At 33.3% G+C, this 22,992-nt stretch carries 19 protein-coding genes, 1 tRNA gene and 2 pseudogenes; 6 read left to right on the top strand and 16 right to left on the bottom strand.

All coding sequences use genetic code 11. From position 1 onward, the window contains the following. Positions 1-9 precede the first annotated feature (9 nt). The 6 genes from AAHM80_RS07590 to sdhC all read right to left on the bottom strand — a co-directional run bounded on the left by AAHM80_RS07590 (position 10) and on the right by sdhC (position 3,874). On the bottom strand, positions 10-735 hold the full coding sequence (locus tag AAHM80_RS07590; protein ID WP_342259790.1) for an SDR family oxidoreductase: 726 nt from the start codon (positions 733-735) through the stop codon (positions 10-12). 5 nt (positions 736-740) lie between these two features. Further along, on the bottom strand, positions 741-1,304 hold the full coding sequence (locus AAHM80_RS07585; RefSeq protein WP_341751468.1) for a NifU family protein: 564 nt from the start codon (positions 1,302-1,304) through the stop codon (positions 741-743). A 43-nt stretch (positions 1,305-1,347) separates the two neighbouring features. Continuing rightward, a tRNA-Leu gene (locus tag AAHM80_RS07580) sits at positions 1,348-1,433 on the bottom strand. Between the two features lie 323 nt (positions 1,434-1,756). After that, positions 1,757-2,662 (bottom strand): HEPN domain-containing protein, encoded by a 906-nt coding sequence (locus AAHM80_RS07575; RefSeq protein ID WP_342259789.1) that lies wholly within the window; start codon positions 2,660-2,662, stop codon positions 1,757-1,759. A gap of 21 nt (positions 2,663-2,683) precedes the next feature. Further along, on the bottom strand, positions 2,684-3,067 hold the full coding sequence (sdhD, locus tag AAHM80_RS07570; RefSeq protein WP_342259788.1) for a succinate dehydrogenase, hydrophobic membrane anchor protein: 384 nt from the start codon (positions 3,065-3,067) through the stop codon (positions 2,684-2,686). A gap of 420 nt (positions 3,068-3,487) precedes the next feature. After that, positions 3,488-3,874: a succinate dehydrogenase, cytochrome b556 subunit gene (gene sdhC, locus AAHM80_RS07560; protein ID WP_341748050.1), complete on the bottom strand. Its 387-nt coding sequence runs from the start codon at positions 3,872-3,874 to the stop codon at positions 3,488-3,490. 181 nt (positions 3,875-4,055) lie between these two features. Between sdhC and AAHM80_RS07555 the strand changes: the two genes are divergently transcribed. Beyond that, complete coding sequence (locus AAHM80_RS07555) at positions 4,056-4,277, top strand: hypothetical protein (RefSeq protein WP_341762829.1); 222 nt, start codon at positions 4,056-4,058, stop codon at positions 4,275-4,277. After that, positions 4,258-4,605, top strand: coding sequence for a type II toxin-antitoxin system PemK/MazF family toxin (locus AAHM80_RS07550; protein ID WP_342259787.1), 348 nt, complete (start codon positions 4,258-4,260; stop codon positions 4,603-4,605). Before AAHM80_RS07555 ends, AAHM80_RS07550 begins: the two co-directional genes overlap by 20 nt. Before the next feature lie 66 nt (positions 4,606-4,671). On the opposite strand, the gene AAHM80_RS07545 is transcribed toward AAHM80_RS07550, so the two are convergent. Next, positions 4,672-7,191 (bottom strand): DUF3971 domain-containing protein, encoded by a 2,520-nt coding sequence (locus tag AAHM80_RS07545; RefSeq protein WP_342259786.1) that lies wholly within the window; start codon positions 7,189-7,191, stop codon positions 4,672-4,674. 108 nt (positions 7,192-7,299) lie between these two features. Between AAHM80_RS07545 and AAHM80_RS07540 the strand changes: the two genes are divergently transcribed. Next, complete coding sequence (locus AAHM80_RS07540; RefSeq protein ID WP_410521532.1) at positions 7,300-8,604, top strand: UDP-glucose dehydrogenase family protein; 1,305 nt, start codon at positions 7,300-7,302, stop codon at positions 8,602-8,604. Next, positions 8,594-11,941, top strand: a pseudogene (gene dnaE / locus AAHM80_RS07535) (DNA polymerase III subunit alpha); the annotation flags it as partial. The gene AAHM80_RS07540 and the pseudogene dnaE, both read left to right, overlap by 11 nt. A gap of 592 nt (positions 11,942-12,533) precedes the next feature. On the opposite strand, the gene AAHM80_RS07530 reads toward dnaE, so the two are convergent. From AAHM80_RS07530 to coxB, 5 genes and pseudogenes are all read right to left on the bottom strand, one after another. After that, a complete protein-coding gene (locus AAHM80_RS07530; RefSeq protein WP_341756029.1) occupies positions 12,534-13,295 on the bottom strand; it encodes a gamma-glutamyl-gamma-aminobutyrate hydrolase family protein in 762 nt (253 codons plus the stop codon). A gap of 10 nt (positions 13,296-13,305) precedes the next feature. Further along, on the bottom strand, positions 13,306-13,734 hold the full coding sequence (locus AAHM80_RS08605) for an RDD family protein (RefSeq protein WP_410521496.1): 429 nt from the start codon (positions 13,732-13,734) through the stop codon (positions 13,306-13,308). Then, a complete protein-coding gene (gene ctaD, locus AAHM80_RS07525; protein WP_342259784.1) occupies positions 13,731-15,356 on the bottom strand; it encodes a cytochrome c oxidase subunit I in 1,626 nt (541 codons plus the stop codon). The genes AAHM80_RS08605 and ctaD overlap by 4 nt, the downstream gene beginning before the upstream one ends. An 8-nt stretch (positions 15,357-15,364) precedes the next feature. Next, positions 15,365-15,982: a CatB-related O-acetyltransferase gene (locus AAHM80_RS07520; protein ID WP_341751460.1), complete on the bottom strand. Its 618-nt coding sequence runs from the start codon at positions 15,980-15,982 to the stop codon at positions 15,365-15,367. A 19-nt stretch (positions 15,983-16,001) separates the two neighbouring features. Next, a pseudogene (gene coxB / locus AAHM80_RS07515) lies at positions 16,002-16,787 on the bottom strand (cytochrome c oxidase subunit II); the annotation flags it as partial. A gap of 186 nt (positions 16,788-16,973) precedes the next feature. On the opposite strand from coxB, the gene AAHM80_RS07510 reads away from it, so the two are divergent. Next, positions 16,974-17,726 carry a YebC/PmpR family DNA-binding transcriptional regulator gene (locus AAHM80_RS07510; protein WP_342259783.1) on the top strand — a complete coding sequence of 251 codons (753 nt, stop codon included), beginning with the start codon at positions 16,974-16,976 and terminating at the stop codon, positions 17,724-17,726. 1 nt (position 17,727) lies between these two features. Then, a complete protein-coding gene (locus AAHM80_RS07505; protein ID WP_342259782.1) occupies positions 17,728-18,465 on the top strand; it encodes a sugar phosphate nucleotidyltransferase in 738 nt (245 codons plus the stop codon). Between the two features lie 300 nt (positions 18,466-18,765). Here the strand turns inward: AAHM80_RS07505 and hemA are convergent, their stop codons facing one another. The 4 genes from hemA to AAHM80_RS07485 all read right to left on the bottom strand — a co-directional run bounded on the left by hemA (position 18,766) and on the right by AAHM80_RS07485 (position 22,988). Then, positions 18,766-20,010 (bottom strand): 5-aminolevulinate synthase, encoded by a 1,245-nt coding sequence (gene hemA, locus AAHM80_RS07500; protein WP_342259781.1) that lies wholly within the window; start codon positions 20,008-20,010, stop codon positions 18,766-18,768. 43 nt (positions 20,011-20,053) lie between these two features. Continuing rightward, positions 20,054-22,072, bottom strand: coding sequence for a DNA mismatch repair endonuclease MutL (mutL, locus tag AAHM80_RS07495; RefSeq protein ID WP_342259780.1), 2,019 nt, complete (start codon positions 22,070-22,072; stop codon positions 20,054-20,056). Then, on the bottom strand, positions 22,047-22,220 hold the full coding sequence (locus AAHM80_RS07490) for a zinc-finger domain-containing protein (protein WP_341752326.1): 174 nt from the start codon (positions 22,218-22,220) through the stop codon (positions 22,047-22,049). Before AAHM80_RS07490 ends, mutL begins: the two co-directional genes overlap by 26 nt. Before the next feature lie 96 nt (positions 22,221-22,316). Further along, positions 22,317-22,988, bottom strand: coding sequence for a phosphatase PAP2 family protein (locus tag AAHM80_RS07485; RefSeq protein WP_341751452.1), 672 nt, complete (start codon positions 22,986-22,988; stop codon positions 22,317-22,319). Between the last annotated feature and the right edge of the window lie 4 nt (positions 22,989-22,992).

Genomic DNA, 22,992 nt, shown 5'->3' with positions numbered 1-22,992 from the left:
GAATATACCTCATGACATATTATACCCACCATTAATTGACAACGTTTCCCCAGTAATAAAACCAGCTTGCTCATCTGCTAGATACTCTACGGCTCTAGCAATTTCTTCTGGTCTACCCAACCTTTTCATTGGCACAGCTGCTATTATTTGCTCTAGTACATTAGCTGGTATCTTTTCAACCATTGATGTTTTAATATACCCAGGAGCTATACAATTTACCGTTATATTTTTAGAAGCTGATTCCCTAGCTAACGCCTTAGTAAATCCTATAATTCCAGCTTTAGCAGCAGAATAATTAGTTTGCCCTATTTGTCCTGCCTGAGCATTAATTGAACTAATATTAATAATTCGTCCGTAATTTTGATTTCGCATTTGGTTAATTACTGCACGGCACATATTAAAGCATGAGCTAAGATTAACGTTAATCACTTCTTGCCACTCTTCTTCAGTCATTTTATGCATCATCGCATCCCTAGTAATACCAGCATTATTCACTAGGACACTTACTGGACGACCAAATTCATTTTCAAGTTCCTTTATTGACCTAAAACATTCAGCATAATTTGCTGTATTCCATTGCTTAGTTTTAATAGAATAATTTTCATTAAAATCTTTAGCAGCTTGGTAATCACTATAAAAATTTGCTACAATGGTAAAGCCTCTATCCCTTAATGCTATAGTAATAGCCTTGCCTATCCCCCTTGTTCCCCCTGTAACTACTACTAACTTTGACATAATATCTATAACTCGTCTACAGCTTCAACAGATTCTACCTCGGGGATAAAATGTTTAAGCATTGATTCAATACCATTTTTTAAAGTAATAGCCGAACTAGGACAACCTTGGCAAGCTCCACGAAGTTCTAATTTTACCACTCCATTTTCAAATCCTCGATATATTATATCACCTCCATCCATGGCAACCGAAGGACGTACACGTGTTTCAATAATTTCTACAATCTGTTGTTCGATTTCAGACATCTCGTCAGAATTATTTATGGCAGATTGACCATTTTCCCCATCAAAAGCAGTAAAACCAGCAGTAAAATGATCCATAATAATCATCAAAATTTCAGGTTTTAAAACTAGCCAATCACTTTCTTCTTCTTTAGTAACGGTAATAAAATCACTACCAAAAAATACAGATTTTACGTTATTTATACTAAATAATTGAACTACTAACCTGCTTTTACCTTTTGCCTCATCAAGATTACTAAAATGAACCGGTCCATTAGGGCTAACAGGTATGTTAGGGAAAAATTTTATCGCATTAGGATTAGGAGTAATTTCAGTTTGAATAAACATATACTTTTTCCTCGATAAAAAGAATGATCTTGATAAAAATGAATGGTACCCGCGGCCAGACTTGAACTGGCAAGGGTTTGCACCCCACAGATTTTAAGTCCGTTATGTCTACCATTCCATCACGCGGGCAAGGTCAGGTTATTTTAGACTCTATGAAGATTGCACAGACTAATAAAAAAAACGTTAAAAAGCAAGTATTTTTACTATAAAACCTCATTTCTTCTTGATTTTCATCGAGTATATAGCTAAACCGGAAAGATTTCAGCCAAAAAACCGTCATTGCGAGGAGGCGATGAAATCGCCGACGTGGCAATCTAGGATACGCGAAGCGTTACTCTAAAAAAAACAGCTTTGCTGTTTACCTAGATCGCCACGGCATCTAAAGAGCCTGCTATGACGATTATAGAAAAATGTAGGGTACTATGCCTTTTGTTACAGAATATATCATATATTTATTCTTGACTAAGCTTTTCCAAACAAATTTTTTCAGTAATTTTTTGCAATTGTTCTACCCTGCCAATTAAATACAGCAACTGCTCCTTAGTAATCCTGTAGTGTTTGTCATATCTTGCTTTAACATAAGCATCTCGAAGTAATGTAAAACATGCTTTTTGCTCTTCACTTTCATAGGGAAATATTTTGCAAAGATCATGATAAAAAATCCGTGCTCTTTTGTTTAATTTTAATATATCATGTAATTTTGGTTTATAACCGGAAAAGACTAATAAAATAGCATTATAAAAACTCTCGGTAGCTTGATGAAGTAAAAAGGCTGATTCAGAGTAATTGTCATCTTCAAAAAAAGCTTTTATTCCAATGAATAGTCCTTTTCCTCTACCAAACCAACATTCATATTCTTCTTGAGCTATTGGTTTGCGTTCCGACCATGGCAAGTCCTTAGCTTCCGATAGCACAAATTCCCCAGTATCATATAGCAAAATTCCTTCATTTCTAATATCACGAAAAAAATACTTACCTTTCGCGAGTTGGTTATTTACAAAGTGAATAGGCTCAAGTATCAGTGTCACTGATGGTTCTTTCATAGATACTAATGGATCTTTGGTAATATCTATGGGGAATTTTCTATCTAATCTTTTATATATGTTATATTTTAAGTTAATAGCTTGATATCCAGCATATTTTCCTTTCTTTAAGACCAGTAACAGATCTATATCGCTCTGATAAACATAGGTAATATGATTCTCTGTGTACACGTCTTGTACCCAATCCCCTCTAGCATATGAGCCAAATAAAACTATCATTGCTATTTTTGATTTGCCAGCAGCTAAAATTTCTTGGACAATAATGTCTAATCTTTCTTTAATAACTAATGAACGTTCAGGTAATGTGGTTTGCATAAGATTACTTTTATTAATCCATCAGATTACTATAACATAAAATAATGCTACCACTAAGAAGGCAATCGTTATAATGCAAAATATTTTAAGTAATATAATTAACCCTGTGCGGAGCTTAATACAACTAATATAATCTTCAATTACCACACGCATACCAAGCATTGAATGATAGAAAGCGGTAATAAGCAGTATTCCTAAAGGGACAATATTGTAAGGTCTTTGTAAAGTACTAACAAAATGAGTAAAACCCTCTCTAGTAGCATATTTAATAAAAAATATTAGCCAAATAGAACAAATTGCTAAAATAATAGCTGTTATTCTTTGATGCAACCAGTGATTCGAACCACTTTTTGCCGAACCAACCCCTTTAGCTTTTGCCAACTCTGTCCTTAAATTATTATTCATATAGAGGCCTTAAGTTAAATTATTATTTCACCTTACGTATAACACCCATGGCAATTTAAAAGTCATAGGAAAAACAACCTAGCGTCATTGCGAGGAGTGCGTAAGCACGACGAAGCAATCCATTTCTAATTACTTTATGGATTGCTTCAACCACTACGTGGTTTCGCAATGACGTCTTGTACTTTTCTGCAATTTTTAAATGCTATACGTAAGGTGAATCACTAATAGACACTTAGAAATTTATAAACAATAGATATCTTTCGAAACTCGCTTGTGCTGAGGAATTTGAAGGAGTCACGGAACGCAAAACCACAGCGTACTTAGGCGTACGTGAGGATTTGAGTACCGGAACGACGTACAAATTACCAGCAGAAGTAGAGTTTCGAAAGATATCTAATATTAACAACCTGTTCTGGTTAGCTATAACAACCAGAAAACTAACATCATCAATATCGAAGCTACTACCACAAACCAACCTGTGAAGTTAATAGCCCTTATTGAAAAGCAATGCCCACTATCCCAAATTAAGTGACGCACCCCATTACATAAATGATAAAACCATGCAAAACTTATGAATATTAGAGGAATTCTAAGTAAATTACATTTAAAGCACTGTAAATATTCAGGATCAAATTTACTAAAAGCTAATAAAATAAAGCACCACGACAATATTGATAGTCCAAAAAATAAGCCTATCCCCGTTATACGATGCAAAATAGACAAAACGGAGCTTATCTGCTTTTTATATATCGTCAAATGAGGAGAAGTAGGTCTACTATTATAAATTTCCTGCTTTGTTTTTGTCATAAGTTTCTGTCATAAATTATCTATAGGTGTAATCTATATCCTAAAACAAATTCAGGATGAAGCCCCTATAACTCTAAATAGCAACAGTATAAATGCTAGTTAGAAAATACTCAAGTTTTCATATTGTATTGTATTGTATTGTATTGTACAATAACTATTATACAATAATGAAGTTAATTTTATGAGAACGATGAGTATTAGTTTAAACGAGACCTTATATGATAAATTAAAATATATGATTCCTTCTAAAAAAATTAGTAACTTTGTAAGCAATGCTATTGCTAAAGAATTAGAAAAAAAGGAACTGGAACTTACTTTGGCATATAAAGATGCAGAGCAAGATAATGAACGTCAAAATTTGCTAAAAGAGTGGGATGCAATAGATGACATTAGTAAAAAATAAAGAAATAATACGAGGCAATATTTATTGGGTAAATCTTGATCCAACAATTGGAACTGAAATTCAAAAAACAAGACCTGCAATAGTTATATCTAATAATATTCAGAATAAAATATCTAGTAGAGTAATAATTATCCCCATTACCTCAAATATTAATAATATTTTTCCTTTTGAAGTAAGAGTTACAGTTAACAACAAAACTACAAAAGCGTTAACTGATCAAATTAGAACCATAGATAAATCTAGATTGGGAGAGTTTATAGAACAGTTGAATAAAACTGAGATTATTAATATTGAAAAAGCTATTAAAGTTACTTTAAGTTTAACTTAAGTAACCTAGGTTTGATATAACAAGTTATCAGTATCATCTCTGCTCGGGTTGATGACATAGGGACTATTACTCCTTATACTTCATCTCCATAGAGTAAGGCACAACCTTTGAAAATATTTTACCAATTATTGGTACTTTAGTGATAACGTTACTTGCAAAAAAGAAAGAAGGTATTACATTACCTTTAAGCTTCATTTGATGTTTATTAGTATCAATTGTACCTTGCATTGTAAAATCAAAAAATGGTCCGGTAGCTGATGTATCAGCAATATTTATGGTATTACCTATATAACTAAATCTACCTGTCATGTTCCTAAACATGATATCCTTATTATTTAATATAAAACTCATAAAACCTGGGAAAGAAACAACCGATACCATTCTAGTAAGAAAAGGCACATCGGTAGTAACAAAGTGCTTGATATCAAATGTTCCATCTACGATTGGTATCACTTCTCCCTTTCTAGCATCATATCTTTTTGTATCAAGTGTCAGATTTATAATACCAGATTTCATTTTATTATACATACCAATACCTCTAAATAAAGCTCCAGCATTATCACAGGTAACTATCCATTGTTCTAGATCTTTTTTATCTGTAAGTAGCATTTTAAAAGATTTAGTACCAATTTTTGAATTTAAAGAACCAGAAAAACATTTGATTTTATTACAATCAATTTGTAAATTAAGCTTATCAAGCATTATATTATTTTTTAACCTTACCCTATCTACATCAACTGTTAAATGAATATTTTTTGGATCTCCTTCTTTCTCTAAGAATTGCATCATATTAGATTCAGACAAATCTAGTTGTTTCCCATGAATCTGAGCATTCAAGCTATCTTTACCTAAAAGCAATTTTCCTACTAGATCAGTCGTATCATACTTCATCACAGGTAAAGTAACATCATACTTATCTTCTGCTACTTTAACCTTACCAACTATTTTTAAGTTATTTTCTCCCGAAAGATTAAAATCAATATCACCATTTAGGTTATTATATAACTTGCCAGTTAAAGTAAAGTTAGCTTCACTACCAAGTTTTTTATGTATAGATATTTTATCAATATAAAATTCTAAGTTTTTGAGGTTAGTATTGGCTTTAATTAAGCTTTTCCCATCTTTTTGCTCTTTATATTCAAAATCTAGGACACTACTACCTGAGATTAACTTTAATATACCAACCTTTTGGTTATTACCCATAATGGTAGTTTTTACTTTTAATAGATTCTGGTAATCATCTTGGTTATTATCAGTGGCATTAACATCGATAAGTAAATTACTGTCATAGCCATTAATTTTACCTATACCGATCAAATTTACCTTATCGCCATTAAATGTTCCAGTTATTTTAGCATTTTTTAATATGACATTGTCACTAAATGCTTTGCCATTTACTCCCGTTATTATTGTAGAAATGTCATAAGTATTTTTGATAACTGGGCTAATCGGTATTATTATGCCAATTTTTGAGTTAGCGATTCCAGTAATCTTTTTAAGATCGATCCCTTGTTTTTTTATCTTGTTATAATCCTCATTTGATATGAAATCAATTAAATCGTTAACACTCCCCTTAGCATCAGCATTAACAATAAAATTTGATTTATCCATCCCTTGCCAATCAAAAGTTATTACCCCACCTGAAATAAGACTATTACTACTATATGCTTGATTTAATATGAACTTAACAGATAGCCCAGATATAGTAACATCAGTATCAATTTTTCGTAAAGGGGGATAGTCTTTATCATATTGATATTCAAGATCTACAACATGCAGCTTAGCCTTCAATGCAGTTTCTAAGGAAATATTCTTTTCTAAAGAATTTTTATCAAAATTAAAATCAAATTCTCCATTTCTAATATAACCACCTTTCATATATTCCTGTAGAAATAAAATTACTTGATTATCAGGAATAATTTTCTCAGCAATTTGATAAATCATTATAGGAATATTCTGAGCATTACCACTTGCTTGAATTATGCTACCATCCAATACACTATTGAATAATAGATAGGCTTTATCACCAAACTCTAGTTTGCAATTGATCGATTTCTTAGAAGCTCTAGAAATTTTACTGTTATAGGAACAAAATCCTTCACCATCAGGTAATTTTTCACCATAACTATCAAGCAAAGAAATATTTTTTATAGGACCTAAGTTTAACTGTGTTTCAATCTTATTTTTAAAAAAATCCACAATGGATATAGCAGATATTTTGGCATTTATTACTAGTTGATCATCTTTAGAGATTAAGGAAAAACTATCTATGTCAATAGTACTAAGAATTAAAGGCTTGGTTGTTATATCATCAATAACAAAACTGATTTTGAAGTTAGTAATTTCACCTTGGGCGTTATTTGCTAAATCCATAAAGATTTTATCGATTGATAGAATATTATTTCTTACTTGTAAGTTACCTATCCGTATTTTCATAGCTTTTTTATCAAGGTAAAATTCTATTATCTTCTTAATTGGCTTATCTAAATATCCTTTACTACTACTTAATATTAATAAAGTTAAAATTACTACAATTGTGCAAACTATTATGCTTAGGTTAATAAAAAATCTTTTAATGAGCATCATCTTGTTATTTAGTACTTGATCAGTTAATATATACTTTGCAGCAATATAGCACAACAAACTTGTTGCACTAAGTATATACTGAAAAAAATTTGAAAATTATTTATGAATATTAGACTTCATTTTATAGGCACTGGTTACGTTGGATTAGTATCTGGCGTAATGATGAGTTACTTAGGACACGACGTTACTTGCTTAGATACCGATATTTCTAAAATCGATCAGCTTAAAAAAAATATTTTACCAATTTATGAACCAAAATTAGCTCAGTACCTACCGCCATTAGTAAAGTCTAGTAAGTTGAAGTTTACAGCCAATTACTCGGCTGAATTAAGAAATGCCCAAGCGGTATTTATTACAGTAGGAACACCACCACTACCTTCAGGGGAGGCAGATTTACAATATATTTTTACTGCTATCGATAATTTATGTGAATGGATCAACGATGATTGTTTGATTGTTATTAAATCAACTGTACCTCCAACAACATGTAACCAAATTATTGATTATTTAAAAAAAAGAAATCTTAAATTTCCTATTGCCTCAAATCCTGAATTTCTTAGAGAAGGTACTGCTGTAGATGACTTTTTAAACCCTGATAGAATATTAATTGGCACAAATAATAAACACGCAGAAGATTTATTAAAAAAGATCTACCTGCCTTTGACTACAAAGAATATATCTCTTATATGTACTGATTTGGTTACGGCAGAACTTACCAAATATGCCTCAAACGCTTTCTTAGCAACAAAGATTGCTTTTATTAATGAAATGGCAAATTTATGTGAGAGGACTGGGGCAAATATCAAAGAACTATCGATTGCTATGGGACTCGACAAGAGAATAGGTAAAGAATGTTTAAATGCTGGTCCTGGATTTGGTGGCTCATGTTTTCCTAAGGATCTCTTAGCACTTTCACAAATAGCGGGGCATTATCAATGTAACTTACAAATAGTTAATTCTGTTATAAGTAGTAATGATCAGAGGGTTTATGATATGGCGGATAGGATTGATTATATCATAAATGATAATTTGACTAATAAAAATATTACCGTATTGGGTCTTACTTTTAAGGCTGGTACAGATGATATTAGAAGCAGCCCGGCTATTAAAATCATCAAAATTCTAGTTGATAAAGGAGCTAATATTATAGCCTTCGATCCAATAGGTATGGATAATGCTAAAAAAGAGCTAAAAAATATATTTTTTGCCGATTCAGCACTTAGTGCTTGTCAAAATAGTGATATAATTGTAGTGGCAACTGAATGGTTGGAGTTTAAAGATTTAGATTGGTCACTTATTCGCCATCAAGTTAGATCTCCTATAATTATTGATTTCAGGCACATTCTTGACGGAGATATGCTAAAATCTTTTGGGTTTAAATATTATCTTATTGGTACACAATATGAAGTTTGATTTTATTCACTTAAGAGTACAAAGCTCATATTCATTTCTTGAGAGTGCTTTAACAATTGATCGTATAGTAGAGCTGGCACAATTACACAAAATGCCAGCGATTTGTTTAGCAGATAAGGGTAACTTATTTGGCTCACTAGAGTTTGCTCTAGCTAGCTGCAGGGCAGGAGTACAACCTATAAATGGGGCAATTGTAAACGTTGCTTTTACTAAAGATAATTTTGGTGAAATGGTGCTGATTGCTAAAGATGAGGTAGGTTACAAAAATTTACTAAAAGCAGTTAGTGCTAGTTTCACTGAAAATGATCGCAAAATTTGTAATCATATTACTTTTGATGATTTAGTTAAGTACCATGAAGGGCTTATTATCTTATCCGCTTATACTGATGGGATAATTGGTAAAAGCCTGATTGATGGGAACGAAGAATTAGCCATTTTTTGGACCACTAAGCTACAAAGCATTTTTGGTGATCGTTTCTATTTTGAGATTATGCGGCATAATTTAGCAATAGAACAATCTATAGAAGCAAATTATATAAAAATAGCCGATGACCTTGGTATTCCACTAATTGCTACCAACAAAGTATTGTTTAGCGATGTTAACATGCATGATGCACATGATGTATTATTATGTATATCTGCTGGTGTTAGTAAAGAAGAGGAGAATCGTAAAAAGGTTAGTACTGGTTGTTATTTTAAATCACCAAAAGAAATGCTAGAACTTTTTAGTGATTTACCTGATGCTGTACAAAATACCGTCCATTTAGCCCAAAGATGCCATTTTATGGCACATGCTAATCCACCAATGTTACCAAATTTCTCTAGTCTAGATATTAATGAAATAGATCTAATTAAGCAAAACTCCACAGCAGGATTACTATCAAGACTTGATACAAAATTTAAATGGGAAAATATTGCCATAGATAAACAGCAAGATATTAAACAACAATATCTAACTCGTCTTAATTACGAACTAGATATTATTTGTCGGATGGATTTTGCTGGCTATTTTCTTATAGTCTCTGACTTCATAAAATGGAGTAAAGAGCAAGGTATTATGGTAGGACCTGGTAGAGGCTCTGGGGCGGGTTCAATAGTTGCTTGGAGTCTTCTTATCACTGATCTCGATCCTATTAAATTTGGTCTACTATTTGAGCGTTTTTTAAACCCTGAACGTATATCAATGCCAGATTTTGATATTGATTTTTGTCAAGAACGACGAGAAGAAGTTATTAATTATGTACGTTCTAAATACGGGGATAATAAAGTTGGTCAAATCATCACTTTTGGTAAGATGCAGGCAAAAGCTGTTATCAAAGATGTATCACGAGTTCTTGGCTTGCCTTATAAATATGCCGAATATCTAACTGAGCTTGTGCCATTTAATGCTGTTACTCCCGTTACATTAAATCAGGCTATAAAGGAAGTAAAGGAGTTGAACAACGCCGCCCATGGCAGTGGTCTATATAATTTAGATGGTCAAGAGGAGCTAATAAAACAAGTATTGGATACATCCTTAGTGCTTGAGGGACTTAACAGGCATGCTTCTACACATGCAGCGGGAATCGTTATAGCTGGCAAAGATTTAGTAGAAATATTACCAGTTTATAAAGACCTAAATTCGGATATGTTGGTAGTACAATATTCCATGAAATATGCTGAGATTGCTGGTTTAATTAAATTTGATTTTTTAGGTCTGCAAACTCTGACTGTTATTACTAAATGTCTAGAATTATTAAAACAACAAGGCATAAATATTGATTTTAGTAATATGCTATTTGATGATCAAAAAACTTATGAACTGCTGTGTAGTGGCAGAGCTACCGGTGTTTTCCAGTTTGAAAGTAGTGGAATGCAGGATGCTTTAAGACGTCTTAAACCTGACTCCATCCAAGATATAATAGCGTTAGGAGCATTATACCGCCCTGGTCCTATGGATAATATCCCAACTTATATTGCTTGTAAGCACGGTTTGCAGCTACCAGATTACTTGCATGAGATGCTTAAACCAATTTTAGAAGAGACTTATGGAGTTGTTATATATCAGGAACAGGTCTTAGAAATTGCCAAAGTAATTGCCGGCTATAGCTTAGGTGGAGCAGATTTACTTCGTAAAGCCATGGGCAAAAAAATAAAATCTGAAATGGCAGAGCAAGAAGAAACTTTTATTAAAGGTGCAATAGCTAACAATATTTCACGCCAGCAAGCAGAGTCTATTTTTACAACAGTGGCTAAATTTGCTAGCTATGGTTTTAATAAAGCACACGCCTCAGCTTATGGTGTAATATCTTATCAAACCGCCTATCTGAAAGCAAATTTCCCAGCCGAATTTTTGGTAGCTTGTTTAAATCTTGAATTAAATAATCATGATAAAATCAATCTATTCATGCAAGAAGCTAGAAATAACAACATTACTATTATTCCTCCTAATATCAATCTTTCCACTGGTTATTTTAGTACTACTCATGAAGAAGGAAAGACATTTATCATCTATGCCCTAGGTGCTATCAAAAGTGTCACAGCTACTTTTGGCAAAATATTAGCAGAAGAAAGAGTTAAAAATGGTAAGTTTAAAAATATTATAGATTTTATTGAGAGGCTATCGCTTAAATCTATTAATCGAAAATTATTAGAGAATCTTATTAAAGCCGGGTGTTTTGATACGTTACATTCTAATCGTAATCAGTTACTGTTAAGTATCGCTAAACTTTTAGCTTACGCCTCTTCCTATCATGCAGAAAAAGTTTCTGATCAATTTAGCCTGATTAAGGTAAATTCTGCAAGTCAACAAGTGTTAATTGAAGCAGAACCACTTGATAATAATACTGTCTCTTCTTATGAATTTGAAGTATTAGGACTATTCATTACGCTACATCCATTATCAAGATATCAAGATTTGCTAGCTAGGCTTAATATTGCAACATCACTTGACTTACAAAATGATAGTGGTGCTACTTCTAGTAGGCAGATAAGGATAGCTGGGGTAATACAAAAAAAAGATTCACGTATGTCATCTCGTGGAAGGTTTATAACCTTACAACTATCTGATCAGTTTGGTATTTTCGAATTAACTATTTATAGTGAAGAAATACTTAAAAATTTTGTTCACTTACTTGACATTCAATGTCTAGTTGTGACAAACTGTGATTTGTTTAAGGATGCTGGAGGAACAAGGTTAATCGCTAAAAGCTTCACAACTATTGACGATATAATGAATGAAGAACGACTAGAGATAAAACTCTATCCACAAAATCATTATGAACTATGTCAAATCGTTGATTTGCTTAAAAACCGTATTAGCCCTGAACGTAGTAATACAAGAATAATTTTACTGCTTAAAGTGAGTATACAAGATGAATTTCAAGAGTTGGCTAGGTGTACAAGTGGTGAGCGGACTAGGCGTAGTCAAATCGTTGTTCCTACGCGAAGTTCCATCGTGCCACAACGCCAGCACTTGAAAGGCAAAGGGTATATAAATAATAACTTTACTGCTCGAGTCCATTTACCAGAAATTTTATGTCTAGAAACTGAAGATTTTGAATTTTTAAATCGGTTTATGTTAGGTTCTAGTTAACCTGAATTCGATGTAACAAGTTACATCGAATTCAATATTATATATAGAAACAATCAGGTTTGAAGCGGCTGCCCAACTGATTGTTAAAATATAATACTCCATTCAATATGTGATTTTAATTATTAAAATCACATATTGAATGATGAAAAAAGTTAAAAAATCGTCTATTAGCGAAGTGCTATTGTAAGGCTTAAACCGTCATTGCGAGAAGCCGCTGCAAGAAGCGGCAACGTGGCAATCTTGTGAAGTAGTACTCAAATCACCTAGAGGTCGCCTAACAAAGGCAGATATTACTTCATGAGATCGCCACGTCGGCGATTTCATCGTCTCCCTCGCTAAATAGGCGGTTCTTTGGCTAAAACCTTTCCAGTTTAGCTATAGCTTCGATTAATCCTTTAAATAAATTTAAATCTAAATCATTAGGGTTTAAATATTCAGGATGCCATTCTACTCCTATAACAAATTTGTGATTTATTGACTCAATTGCTTCAATTATTCCGTCCGGTGCTGTTGCTGCAACTTGGAGCTCCTTGCCTATTTTTCCTACTGCTTGATGATGGCTCGAGTTAACCATACAAGTTTGCTTATTTCCCGATAAGTTTGCAAGAATAGTGTTTGGTTCTATCGTTATAGAATGCGATAATGTATGTTTGGGGACAGGTTGCTCGTGGTTAATAACCGTAGCTACTCCTGCTTGTGACTTTATGTAATCAGGTATATGCTGGATAAGGTTGCCACCACATACTACATTTAACATCTGCATACCACGACATATTCCAAGGAATGGCATATTCTTTTCTAGAGCTTTTTGGATAAGTAGTAACTCAAAATTATCACGTTGCTCGTTGGTAGCTGTTCTATCACAAGTGAATTCTTGACCATAAAATTTAGGGTGAATATCCTCATCGCCACCGGGAATAATTAGCCCATCGATAATTGACAGCATCACTTCAATTGTATCATATTGATAGGGTAGCATTAAGGGGATTCCCCCAACTTTTATCACGCTATCTGCATAATTTTGTCTAATTGCATACCAAGGAAAAGGAGCATAGGCATACTTTTCAGAATTATTAGCCAAATCTAGAGTAATCCCTATTACTGGTTTTTTTTGTATCATATTAACCTTATCGCTTTACCATGCGAGTACCACAAATCATGTCATGTAGAAACTTTTTCTCATTAGTACATATCATGCAGATAATACTTATAATCCCCAATATTACAGTACTACTTATTAGTGCTAATATAATAAATCTAATCAACGATTTTAAAAAGCTTATTCGAGTACCATCCTCGTTTATGATCTTCATACCTAAAATATAGCAACCAAGAGTTGCTTGCATTGAAGATGACTCAAATATTGGATCATATAATATTGTTAATGATAGTATTATTGATGTCGAAATGAAAGAATCGGATAGTGTATCGGCTAGTGGAAGGTTACTTAGTAGTATCATAATAATACAAATTAGAAGAAAAGTAATTAAGAAAATTCGATCCAAAACTACAGCAATAGATCTTCGCCAAAAGCCACAATAGATATATTCATTCATAAAATTAGTTTCCTTTCATGTGATGTTTCAAAAGTATGAAATGGTGGTGGAGATGATACTGACCATTCAAGGGTATCAGCCCCATCACCCCAAGGATTATTTGGGCATTTTTTGCCATATTTCATAGTATAAATAACAATAAATACAAAATAAAGAGCTGCAATAAAGGAAATAACTGCTCCGATAGATGATACCATATTCCAGCCAGCAAAGGCATCCGGATAATCCGGTACTCTTCTTGGCATCCCAGCTAATCCTAGAAAATGCTGAGGAAAGAATGTCAAATTAACGCCGATAAAGGTAATCCAAAAATGAATTTTACCCATCATTTCAGGATATTGCCGCCCTGACATTTTACCAAACCAATAATAGAACCCAGCAAATGCGGTAAATAAAGCCCCTAGCGACATGGTGTAATGGAAATGTGCTACAACATAATATGTATCATGTAAAATTCTGTCGATTGCTGAATTTGATAATATTATGCCGGTAACTCCGCCAATAGTAAATAGCAAGATAAACCCTATGGAAAACAACATAGGGGTTTCAAAAGTAATTGATCCTCCCCACATTGTGGCAATCCAGCTAAAGATTTTGATACCAGTAGGTACAGCTATAATCATAGTACCAGCAGTAAAATATATTAATGCATTGTACGAAAGACCAACAGTAAACATATGGTGAGCCCAAACTATAAAGCCAACAAATCCTATAATTACCATAGCTACCACCATACCAAAATAACCGAATATTGGCTTACGGGAGAAAGTAGAGATGACCTGACTGACTATACCAAATCCCGGTAATACTACGATATATACTTCTGGATGACCAAAAAACCAAAATAAATGCTGAAATAACACTGGATCTCCGCCACCATCAGGCTTGAAAAAAGTAGTACCAAAATTTCGATCAGTCAGTAACATGGTTATTGCACCCCCTAACACAGGAATTGCTAGTATCAGCAAGAAGGCAGTAACCAAAATTGACCAAACAAATAAGGGCATTTCAAATAACCCCATACCATCAGTTCTCATATTAAAGATAGTGACAATCATATTAATTGAACCAAGAATGGAGGAAAGCCCTGTAAGATGTAAGCTTAAAATAGCCATATCGACAGCAGCCCCAGGATGCCCTACTAGACTACTTAGAGGAGGATACAGTGTCCAGCCAGTACCAGCTCCTCCATCAACCAAACCTGACAGCATTAATAATATAAAAGCAGGGACAAGTAGCCAAAAACTTATATTATTTAGCCTAGGAAAAGCCATATCCGGGGCACCTATTAAAATTGGTACAAAGTAATTACCAAATCCACCAAATAAAGCTGGCATAATCATGAAAAATACCATAATTATAGCATGAGCGGTAATTAATACATTGTATAGCTGATAATTACCACCTAGTAGATGCCCGCCGGGTACTGCTAGTTCTAACCTAAAAATAACAGAAAATAATCCACCAACAAGCCCAGCAAATATGGCGAATATAATATACATTACGCCAATATCTTTGTGATTAGTAGAAAAAATCCATCTTTGTAACCCCTTAGGGGTTTCGTGATGATCAGATATTACTTCTGCAATAGGTCTAATAGAGGCTTTATCTTTAAGTGTCATAATGGTTACTATTTACATTCTTTAAGTTGATCAATATCTGCACCTACTATGACTTCGATATTTCTAGTAATTTTATCATAATCCCAGTCCCACCATTTTATTTGTGCTAATTTGTCTACTATGTCTTCTGAGAATCTTTTTCTAATAATTCTACTAGGATTACCTACAGCTATAGAATAGGGTGGTACATCCTTGGTGACCACTGCATATGCTCCGATAATTGCTCCGTCTCCTATTGTTACTCCTGGCATAATGACTGAATTCGTACCAAACCACACATCATTACCAACTATTGTACTTCTAGCTTTGTTGCAAGTTGGAGTATAATTATTCCAACCTTCAAAAATAAAAAATGGATAAGTAGAGAAACCATCCATGAGATGGTTTACATCATCCATGATGAAGGTAGTTCCTTTGGCAATAGCACAAAACTTACCGATAATTAATTTACACTGATGACAACCTATAACATTATTACGTTCAAACTGTTCTGGATAGTGGCTATCATGATAGTAACTATAATCACCTACCATTATGTTAGGATTATGAATAAAATGTTTTAAAAATATAGTTTCTTTAACCTGTTTTGCGTAAAGATGGGGATAATGCTTGTTGAAATGTACCATAGTAACTCTTTTATTTAATTTATTTGAAGGCTAATTTTTTGTTAGTCTTCATATTCATAGAGAATTTTGACTTTGCCATAATCAACCAGTTTTGAAATTCTTCCTTGCTTACCACTTCAATGGCAATCGGCATAAAACCGTGATTAACACCGCAAAGTTCTGAACACTGACCATAATACACGCCTTTTTTGCTAATTTTAGTCCAAGTTTCATTGATTCTTCCAGGAACGGCATCCATCTTTATGCCCAGTGCTGGTACTGCAAAACTATGTATGACGTCTCCTGCCGTAATTAGAAATTTTACCGTAGTATTTTCTGGTATGATAATACGGTTATCAACTTCTAATAATCTTTTTTGACCAGGTTTTAAGTTTTCATCAGTAATTAAATAACTATCAAATTCAATATTCTCATGATCAGGGTAGATATAGTGCCAATACCATTGATATCCTACAACTTTAACCGTCATGTCTATCTCAGGGATTTTTTCTGCAAAACGTAAAATACGAAATGATGGTATAGCAATAATAACTAAAATTATTATAGGGATTATCGTCCAAATAACTTCAATCAATATATTATGAGAGAATTTTGCTGGAATGGGATTGGCTTTGGCATTAAATCTAATACAAACATACATTAGTAAAACGAAAATAAAGACAACTATCCCTCCTGATATGAGTAGCAGGAAATTATGAAACCCTTGTAGCTCCTCCATAAGAGGGCTTGCTGGAGTTTGTAGCAACATTTGCCACGCCTGAGGTTCTGATGCTAGGCAATCATGAACAAATAAAAGACATAAAATTACAAATTTTTTCATATTTGGTATTAGTGGGTTTGATTCTATGTGTTATACTTAGCTAATATAAAATGATATGCAGTTTTATTAAAGTAAAAAATGACTCTAATGTTGGAAAAGCTTGAAGAATTTATCATTGACTTTAAGCTGCCTTCTGATACGATTCGGTTCAAAATGATTTAAGATTACAATATGGCTGGTCATTCAAAATTTAAAAATATTCAACACCGAAAAGGTGCACAAGATAAGAAAAGAGCAAAAGTTTTTACTAAGCTAATTAGAGAAATTATCACTGCTGCTAAAATGGGAACTGATGTAAGCAATAATCCACGCCTGCGGAATAGCATAGCTGCAGCACGCAGTCAGAATTTGCCAAAGGATCGAATAGATAAGGCAATAAGTGCAGCAAGTGATTCGAATAATAACGAAAATTATGCAGAGATTAGATATGAAGGCTTTGCTCCTGGTGGGATTGCGATAATAATAGAGGCTTTAACTGATAATAAAAATCGTACGGCTGCGGAAATTAGAGCAGCTTTTAGCAAATTTGGTGGTAATTTAGGTGAAACTGGAAGTAGCAGTTATATGTTTGATCATCTTGGAGTAATACAATATCCGGCAAATTTAGCAACAACAGAAGCTATGTTTGACAGTAGCCTAGAGGCTGGGGCAAAAGATGTGATTTCTGAAGAAGATACATATTTAATCTACACGGATATTGAGGACTTTATGCAAGCTGTTGATTTTCTGACCAATAAATATGGACATCCTGAAGAATCTTACGTAGGTTGGGTGCCTAAAAATACCATAATTATAGAAGATAATGATAAAGCAGAGAAGCTATTAAAATTAGTGGATATTTTAGAAGAAAGCGATGACGTACAAAAAGTTTTTGGTAATTATGAATTATCTGATGCAATTTATCAAGCTATGAAGGACATTTAATATGGATTGCCAAATTATTGTTTTAGCTGCCGGTAATGGGAGAAGAATGGAATCTTCGTTACCAAAAGTAATGCACGAAGTTGGTGGTAGACCTATGCTTGATAGGGTGATAACAAATGCTAACAAAGTGACTAACGATATCATTTTAGTTCGTTCATTGCAATTAGAAGAATATACCTCTTCTTATAAGGAGGTTTGTAAATTTGCATTACAGCTAGAACCTCTTGGTACTGCTCATGCAGTATATACTGCTTTAGACTTAGTTGACGATAATAAAATTATAGCAGTGCTGTACGGAGATAATCCTTTAATCACCGCAAATATTATTAATGATTTACTAGACCACCTAGTTTCTACCAATTCAGCCATTACAACGTTATGCTTTAGACGTGATAACCCGGGGCAATATGGACGAATAGTTACTGATGAACTAGGATATTTCTTAAAAATTGTGGAATTTAAAGAGGCAACGAGTGAAGAACAAGCTATAACAATTTGTAATTCTGGTATTATGGCTTTTGAAGCTGGTATATTAAAAAAATATCTACCTAGTATTTTTTTAGGTAAGGTTGATAGATCAAAAGAGTTGTATTTGACCGCCCTTGTAAAAATAGCTAAGGATAGCGGAGAAAAAGTATCATATTTGCTATCTTCAGACCACGACATAGTGCTTGGAGTAAATACTAAACAGGAGCTAGAAGAAGCTAATAAAACTATTGCTAAGTTAATGGGAAGGTAATACACACAAAATTCTTCAACGTCATTGCGAGGAGTAGAAGGTGAAATTTGCACCATCGCAGTGGTACTATTTTTGTTATTGTTTTGTACCCTTGAAGCCTTAATACCCATAAGCTTTTCTCCTATAATTTTAATTATACATTATTTTCTTTAGAAATCGATCGAAGAAAATGTATTAGTAAGAAGAATTATTATTGCTACACCTGCTATTAAAATCATGGTTGATGACATAGTGGCAAGTAGGAATGGCATTTTTGGTAGTTAATACTACTATGTACATTAACTACTGATTACAATTATACTACGCTGCAGGGTGTAAAGGTAATTTTATTATAGAGTAAGAATTGATTGATGGTGATATATCGAGAGTACTAAAAATTTCAACAAGGGCTGTGGTGAGGTCATGAATCATTTGGTCGGTATGGTTAGGTGTTGGGATGATTCTTAAACGTTCTGTGCCACGTGGTACTGTTGGGAAGTTAATATGCTGAACATAAATATTATATTTATCCAACAACATTTTAGAAGCTTGTTTGGCTTTAATTGGATCACCGATAATTATTGGTATAATATGGCTATCATTTTTAAAATAATTCACTTTAGCTTTATCAAAAGATTCTTTTACCTTGGCTATTACCTTTTGGTAAGTTTCCCTCTCTATATTAGAATTTTTTAAATGACGAATACTGGCAGTTGCTGCTGAAGCAATAACTGGGGGTAGAGAGGTGGTGAATATAAAACCGGGGGCAGTAAGTCTTATAGAATCTATAATCTGACGATCAGCTGCAATATAGCCACCAATAACGCCGTAAGCCTTACCAAGCGTTCCTTGGATGATATTAATTTTATCAGCACAGCCTTGAAGCTCGGCAATGCCAGCACCATACTTGCCGTATAGACCCACTGTATGTACTTCATCAATAAAGGTTAAAGCATTATATTTTTTAGCTAAGTTCACTATTTTTTCTATGGGAGAAAATAATCCATCCATAGAATAAGCTGACTCAAAAACAATAATCTTTGGTCTATTAATATCCACTCCTTTGAGTAATTCTTCAAGATGTTGAATATCAATATGTCGATAAATATGTTTTTCAGCTTTTGAGTTACAGATACCGGAAATAATAGAAGCGTGATTTAATTCATCTGAGAAAAAAACTATATTAGGCATTATTTTTGCCAGTGTTGCAAGGGTAGTATCATTGGCAACATAACCGGACGTAAATACTAAAGCTGATTCTTTATTATGTAGGGTTGCTAGTTCTTGCTCTAATTCTATTATGCAGCTATTATTGCCGCCTATATTTCTTGTACCACCAGAACCAATTCCATATTTGGTTGTAGCCTCTAGAGCAGCTTTGGTAACATCTGGATGCTTACTCATACCAAGATAATCATTGATACACCACATAACAATTTCTTTATCACCATGCCAAGCAGACGGAAAGTTATCTGCCTGCCTTTGAACAGGAACAAATTCACGATATCTGCCTTCTTGTTTAATTCTAGTTATGTGATTATCAAATATATTATTATAGTTAGACATTATATTATTTTTTTATACAGTTTAAAACCTACCTAACCTCAGGTTACCTACGTCCAAATAATCGCTCAATATCTTTGAGTTTGAGTTCGATGTAAGTTGGTCTACCATGATTACACTGACCAGAAAATGGGGTTTTTTCCATTTGTCTTAATAATTCATTCATTTCTTCAGAAGATAATTTACGACCTGCTCTGATAGCATAATGACATGCATAGGTTTCTGTAACATGTTCAATCAATTGAATCAAGGAAATATTTTCACCAAGATCAGATAAATTATCTGCCAAGTCTTGGATAAGTCGGTTTATATCGGTATTTCCAAGTAAGCTTGGACTCTCTGATACAATGATAGATCGCTCGCCAAATTTTTCTAGGCTTAAACCTAATTTAGAAAGATCATCCTTTTTATTATACAATAAATCAGCTCTTTTGACATCCGGTAATTCTACTATCTCAGGCATGAGTAATCGTTGCTTAATTAAGCCATTGTTACTTATCATTTGCTTAATTTTCTCATATCCCAAACGCTCATGTGCTGCATGTTGATCTACGATAATAATACTATCTGCTGTTTGTGATATTATATAAGTGCCGTGCAGTTGGGCTCTTGCTGCTCCTAGTGCAACATTAGGTTTTTTGCATAACTCTACTTCTGCTGGTAATTTAGGCAATGGTGCTAGACTCGAATCCATAACGGAATTTGCCATACTGCTTGAAGGATGAGGTTTCAATCCTCCTGCAGATTCCCTAGTAGAAGTGAATTTTGCAAGAGGTTTATTATTACAATCTAGGTCTAGGATATCATCCTCTAGCACTTCTACTTTAGCATGTGGGTCTGTCTTTATTAATTGTTGCTGAACATTAGAACTATCATTGTGCCTAGGAATGGTTAAATTTTGAGCCTTATAAGTACTGATATTATCAGATATACTTAAACCATTTGGATATACTTTGTTAGAAGAGGTATGGTTCTTTTGAAATGCCTTATTTGTTTTAACAAAGTTAGTAGTAGTATTTCGAAAAAGACCTAAGGCAGTTGTGGCAACATTCGTTGACACCATATGACTTCTAGTGGCAAGGGCATCTTTGATAGAGCTTATCAGTAATCCCCGTATAGTACCCGGATCATGAAACCTTACTTCTGTTTTGGCAGGATGTACATTAACGTCAACCATGTGGGGATCTATCTGTAGAAACAAAACTGAAACTGGATGTCTATCCCGAGCTAAATAATCCTGATAAGCTAGTCTTAGAGCGATTTGTAGTAATTTATCCTTAACGGGTCTATTATTAACAAATAAAAACTGATCCTCAGCAGAAGCTCTATTAAAGGTAGGAATGCTGGTAAAGCCATATACTGATATTTCCGGTCTTTGTAGATTAATATGGACAGAATTTTCAATAAAATCATAACCCAATATATCAATTATTCTTTGCTTTAACAGATCATCAAAATTTCCATCTTGACCTTTTACTTTTATGATATTTTTGCCATCATGAGATAAATTAATACTGATTTTAGGATGAGCTAATGCAATTTTCTTGATTACATCAACCGAAGCTGCCAATTCAGTTTTATCAGATCTTAAGAACTTTAGTCTTGCAGGGGTGGCAAAGAATAAATCACGTATTTCAATCTTAGTACCCTCGTTATGAATGGTAGGTTTAATCTCTTTATTATACCCACCGCTAGATTGTATATGATAAGCCCTATCAGCCCCACGTGCCTTTGAAGTAATCAACATCTTACTTACAGAACCTATTGAAGGTAATGCCTCTCCGCGAAAGCCAAAAGTGTGAATATTTTGTAAATCTGACTCATCAAGTTTAGAAGTAGTATGACGTTCTACAGCAATTTTTAGATCTTCTTCAGACATGCCTATTCCGTCATCAGAAATAATAATAAGATTTTTCCCTGCTTGCTGTAAGCTTATATCTATCTTAGTGCTAGCTGCATCAATAGCATTCTCAACTAGTTCTTTTACCACCGAGGCTGGTCGTTCAATTACTTCCCCAGCAGCGATGCGGTTTATAGTACTATCTGACAGGAGTTTTATCTTCATTACTTACTAACACAAATGTTTTACTACAATAAGGACACACAATAGAGCCTTTGGTTGAATCAATCTTCAAATAAATTCTTGGATGATCAAAAGGTGGTTCTTTGCCAAAACATGATACGGATGTAGAGATAGTCTCAATAATTTCCATATTTTGCATAAATTTGAAGCTATATAAGAGTTTTTTAGTATCTTACTACTATAAAACATAAGTGAAATTTATTCAAAATAAAAATCACTAATTATATTAGTGGTCTAGAAAATAATGATATAATAGAGAAAGAATCCTTTCACCAAACCATTTTATTAAATTGTTGGTAAAAATTTTAAAAATCATTTTACTAACCACTATAATCATTATGGTGATAAGGAAACTATAAATAATATCAGCTGGGTAATGCATAGCAAGAGTAATACGTGAGACTGCCACTAATAAAACAATCAAAAAGGCTATAATTTTTTGCCACATTGTTATATATGACCAAATACAGTAAGATACCATTAATGCTAATCCGGAGTGACTGCTTGGAAAACTGGATAAACATCTTTCAACTTCAACATTAGCAATTGTTACAAAACTATTAAGAGGTAATGAGCAAAATGGTCTAGGTATATTAACCGAAAACTTAAATAGAGCATAAGTACAACCGAATATAGCATAAATTATACCAATCATTACCATTTTATTATATATAGACCAAAATTTGATCTGACGCTGATTAAAATCTTGAATCTTTTTTAACTGGATATAGAAATATCCACAATATATAAAATAAACGATAGCAAAGTTGGTAATATTAAAACAATAAGAGATAATTTGTAGAATATAAGCTATTATGCTAAAATGGTTAGTAATTCTATTGATCCACAAGAATATCTCTTGATTAAGACCATGGAAATTATATAAAAGTTCAAACATTTTC

The sequence above is a fragment of the Candidatus Tisiphia endosymbiont of Metellina segmentata genome, from assembly GCF_964030715.1.
Taxonomy (GTDB): domain Bacteria; phylum Pseudomonadota; class Alphaproteobacteria; order Rickettsiales; family Rickettsiaceae; genus Tisiphia.
The sequence above is the reverse complement of the archived record's forward strand: the minus strand, read 5'-3'. Positions and strand labels throughout refer to the sequence as shown.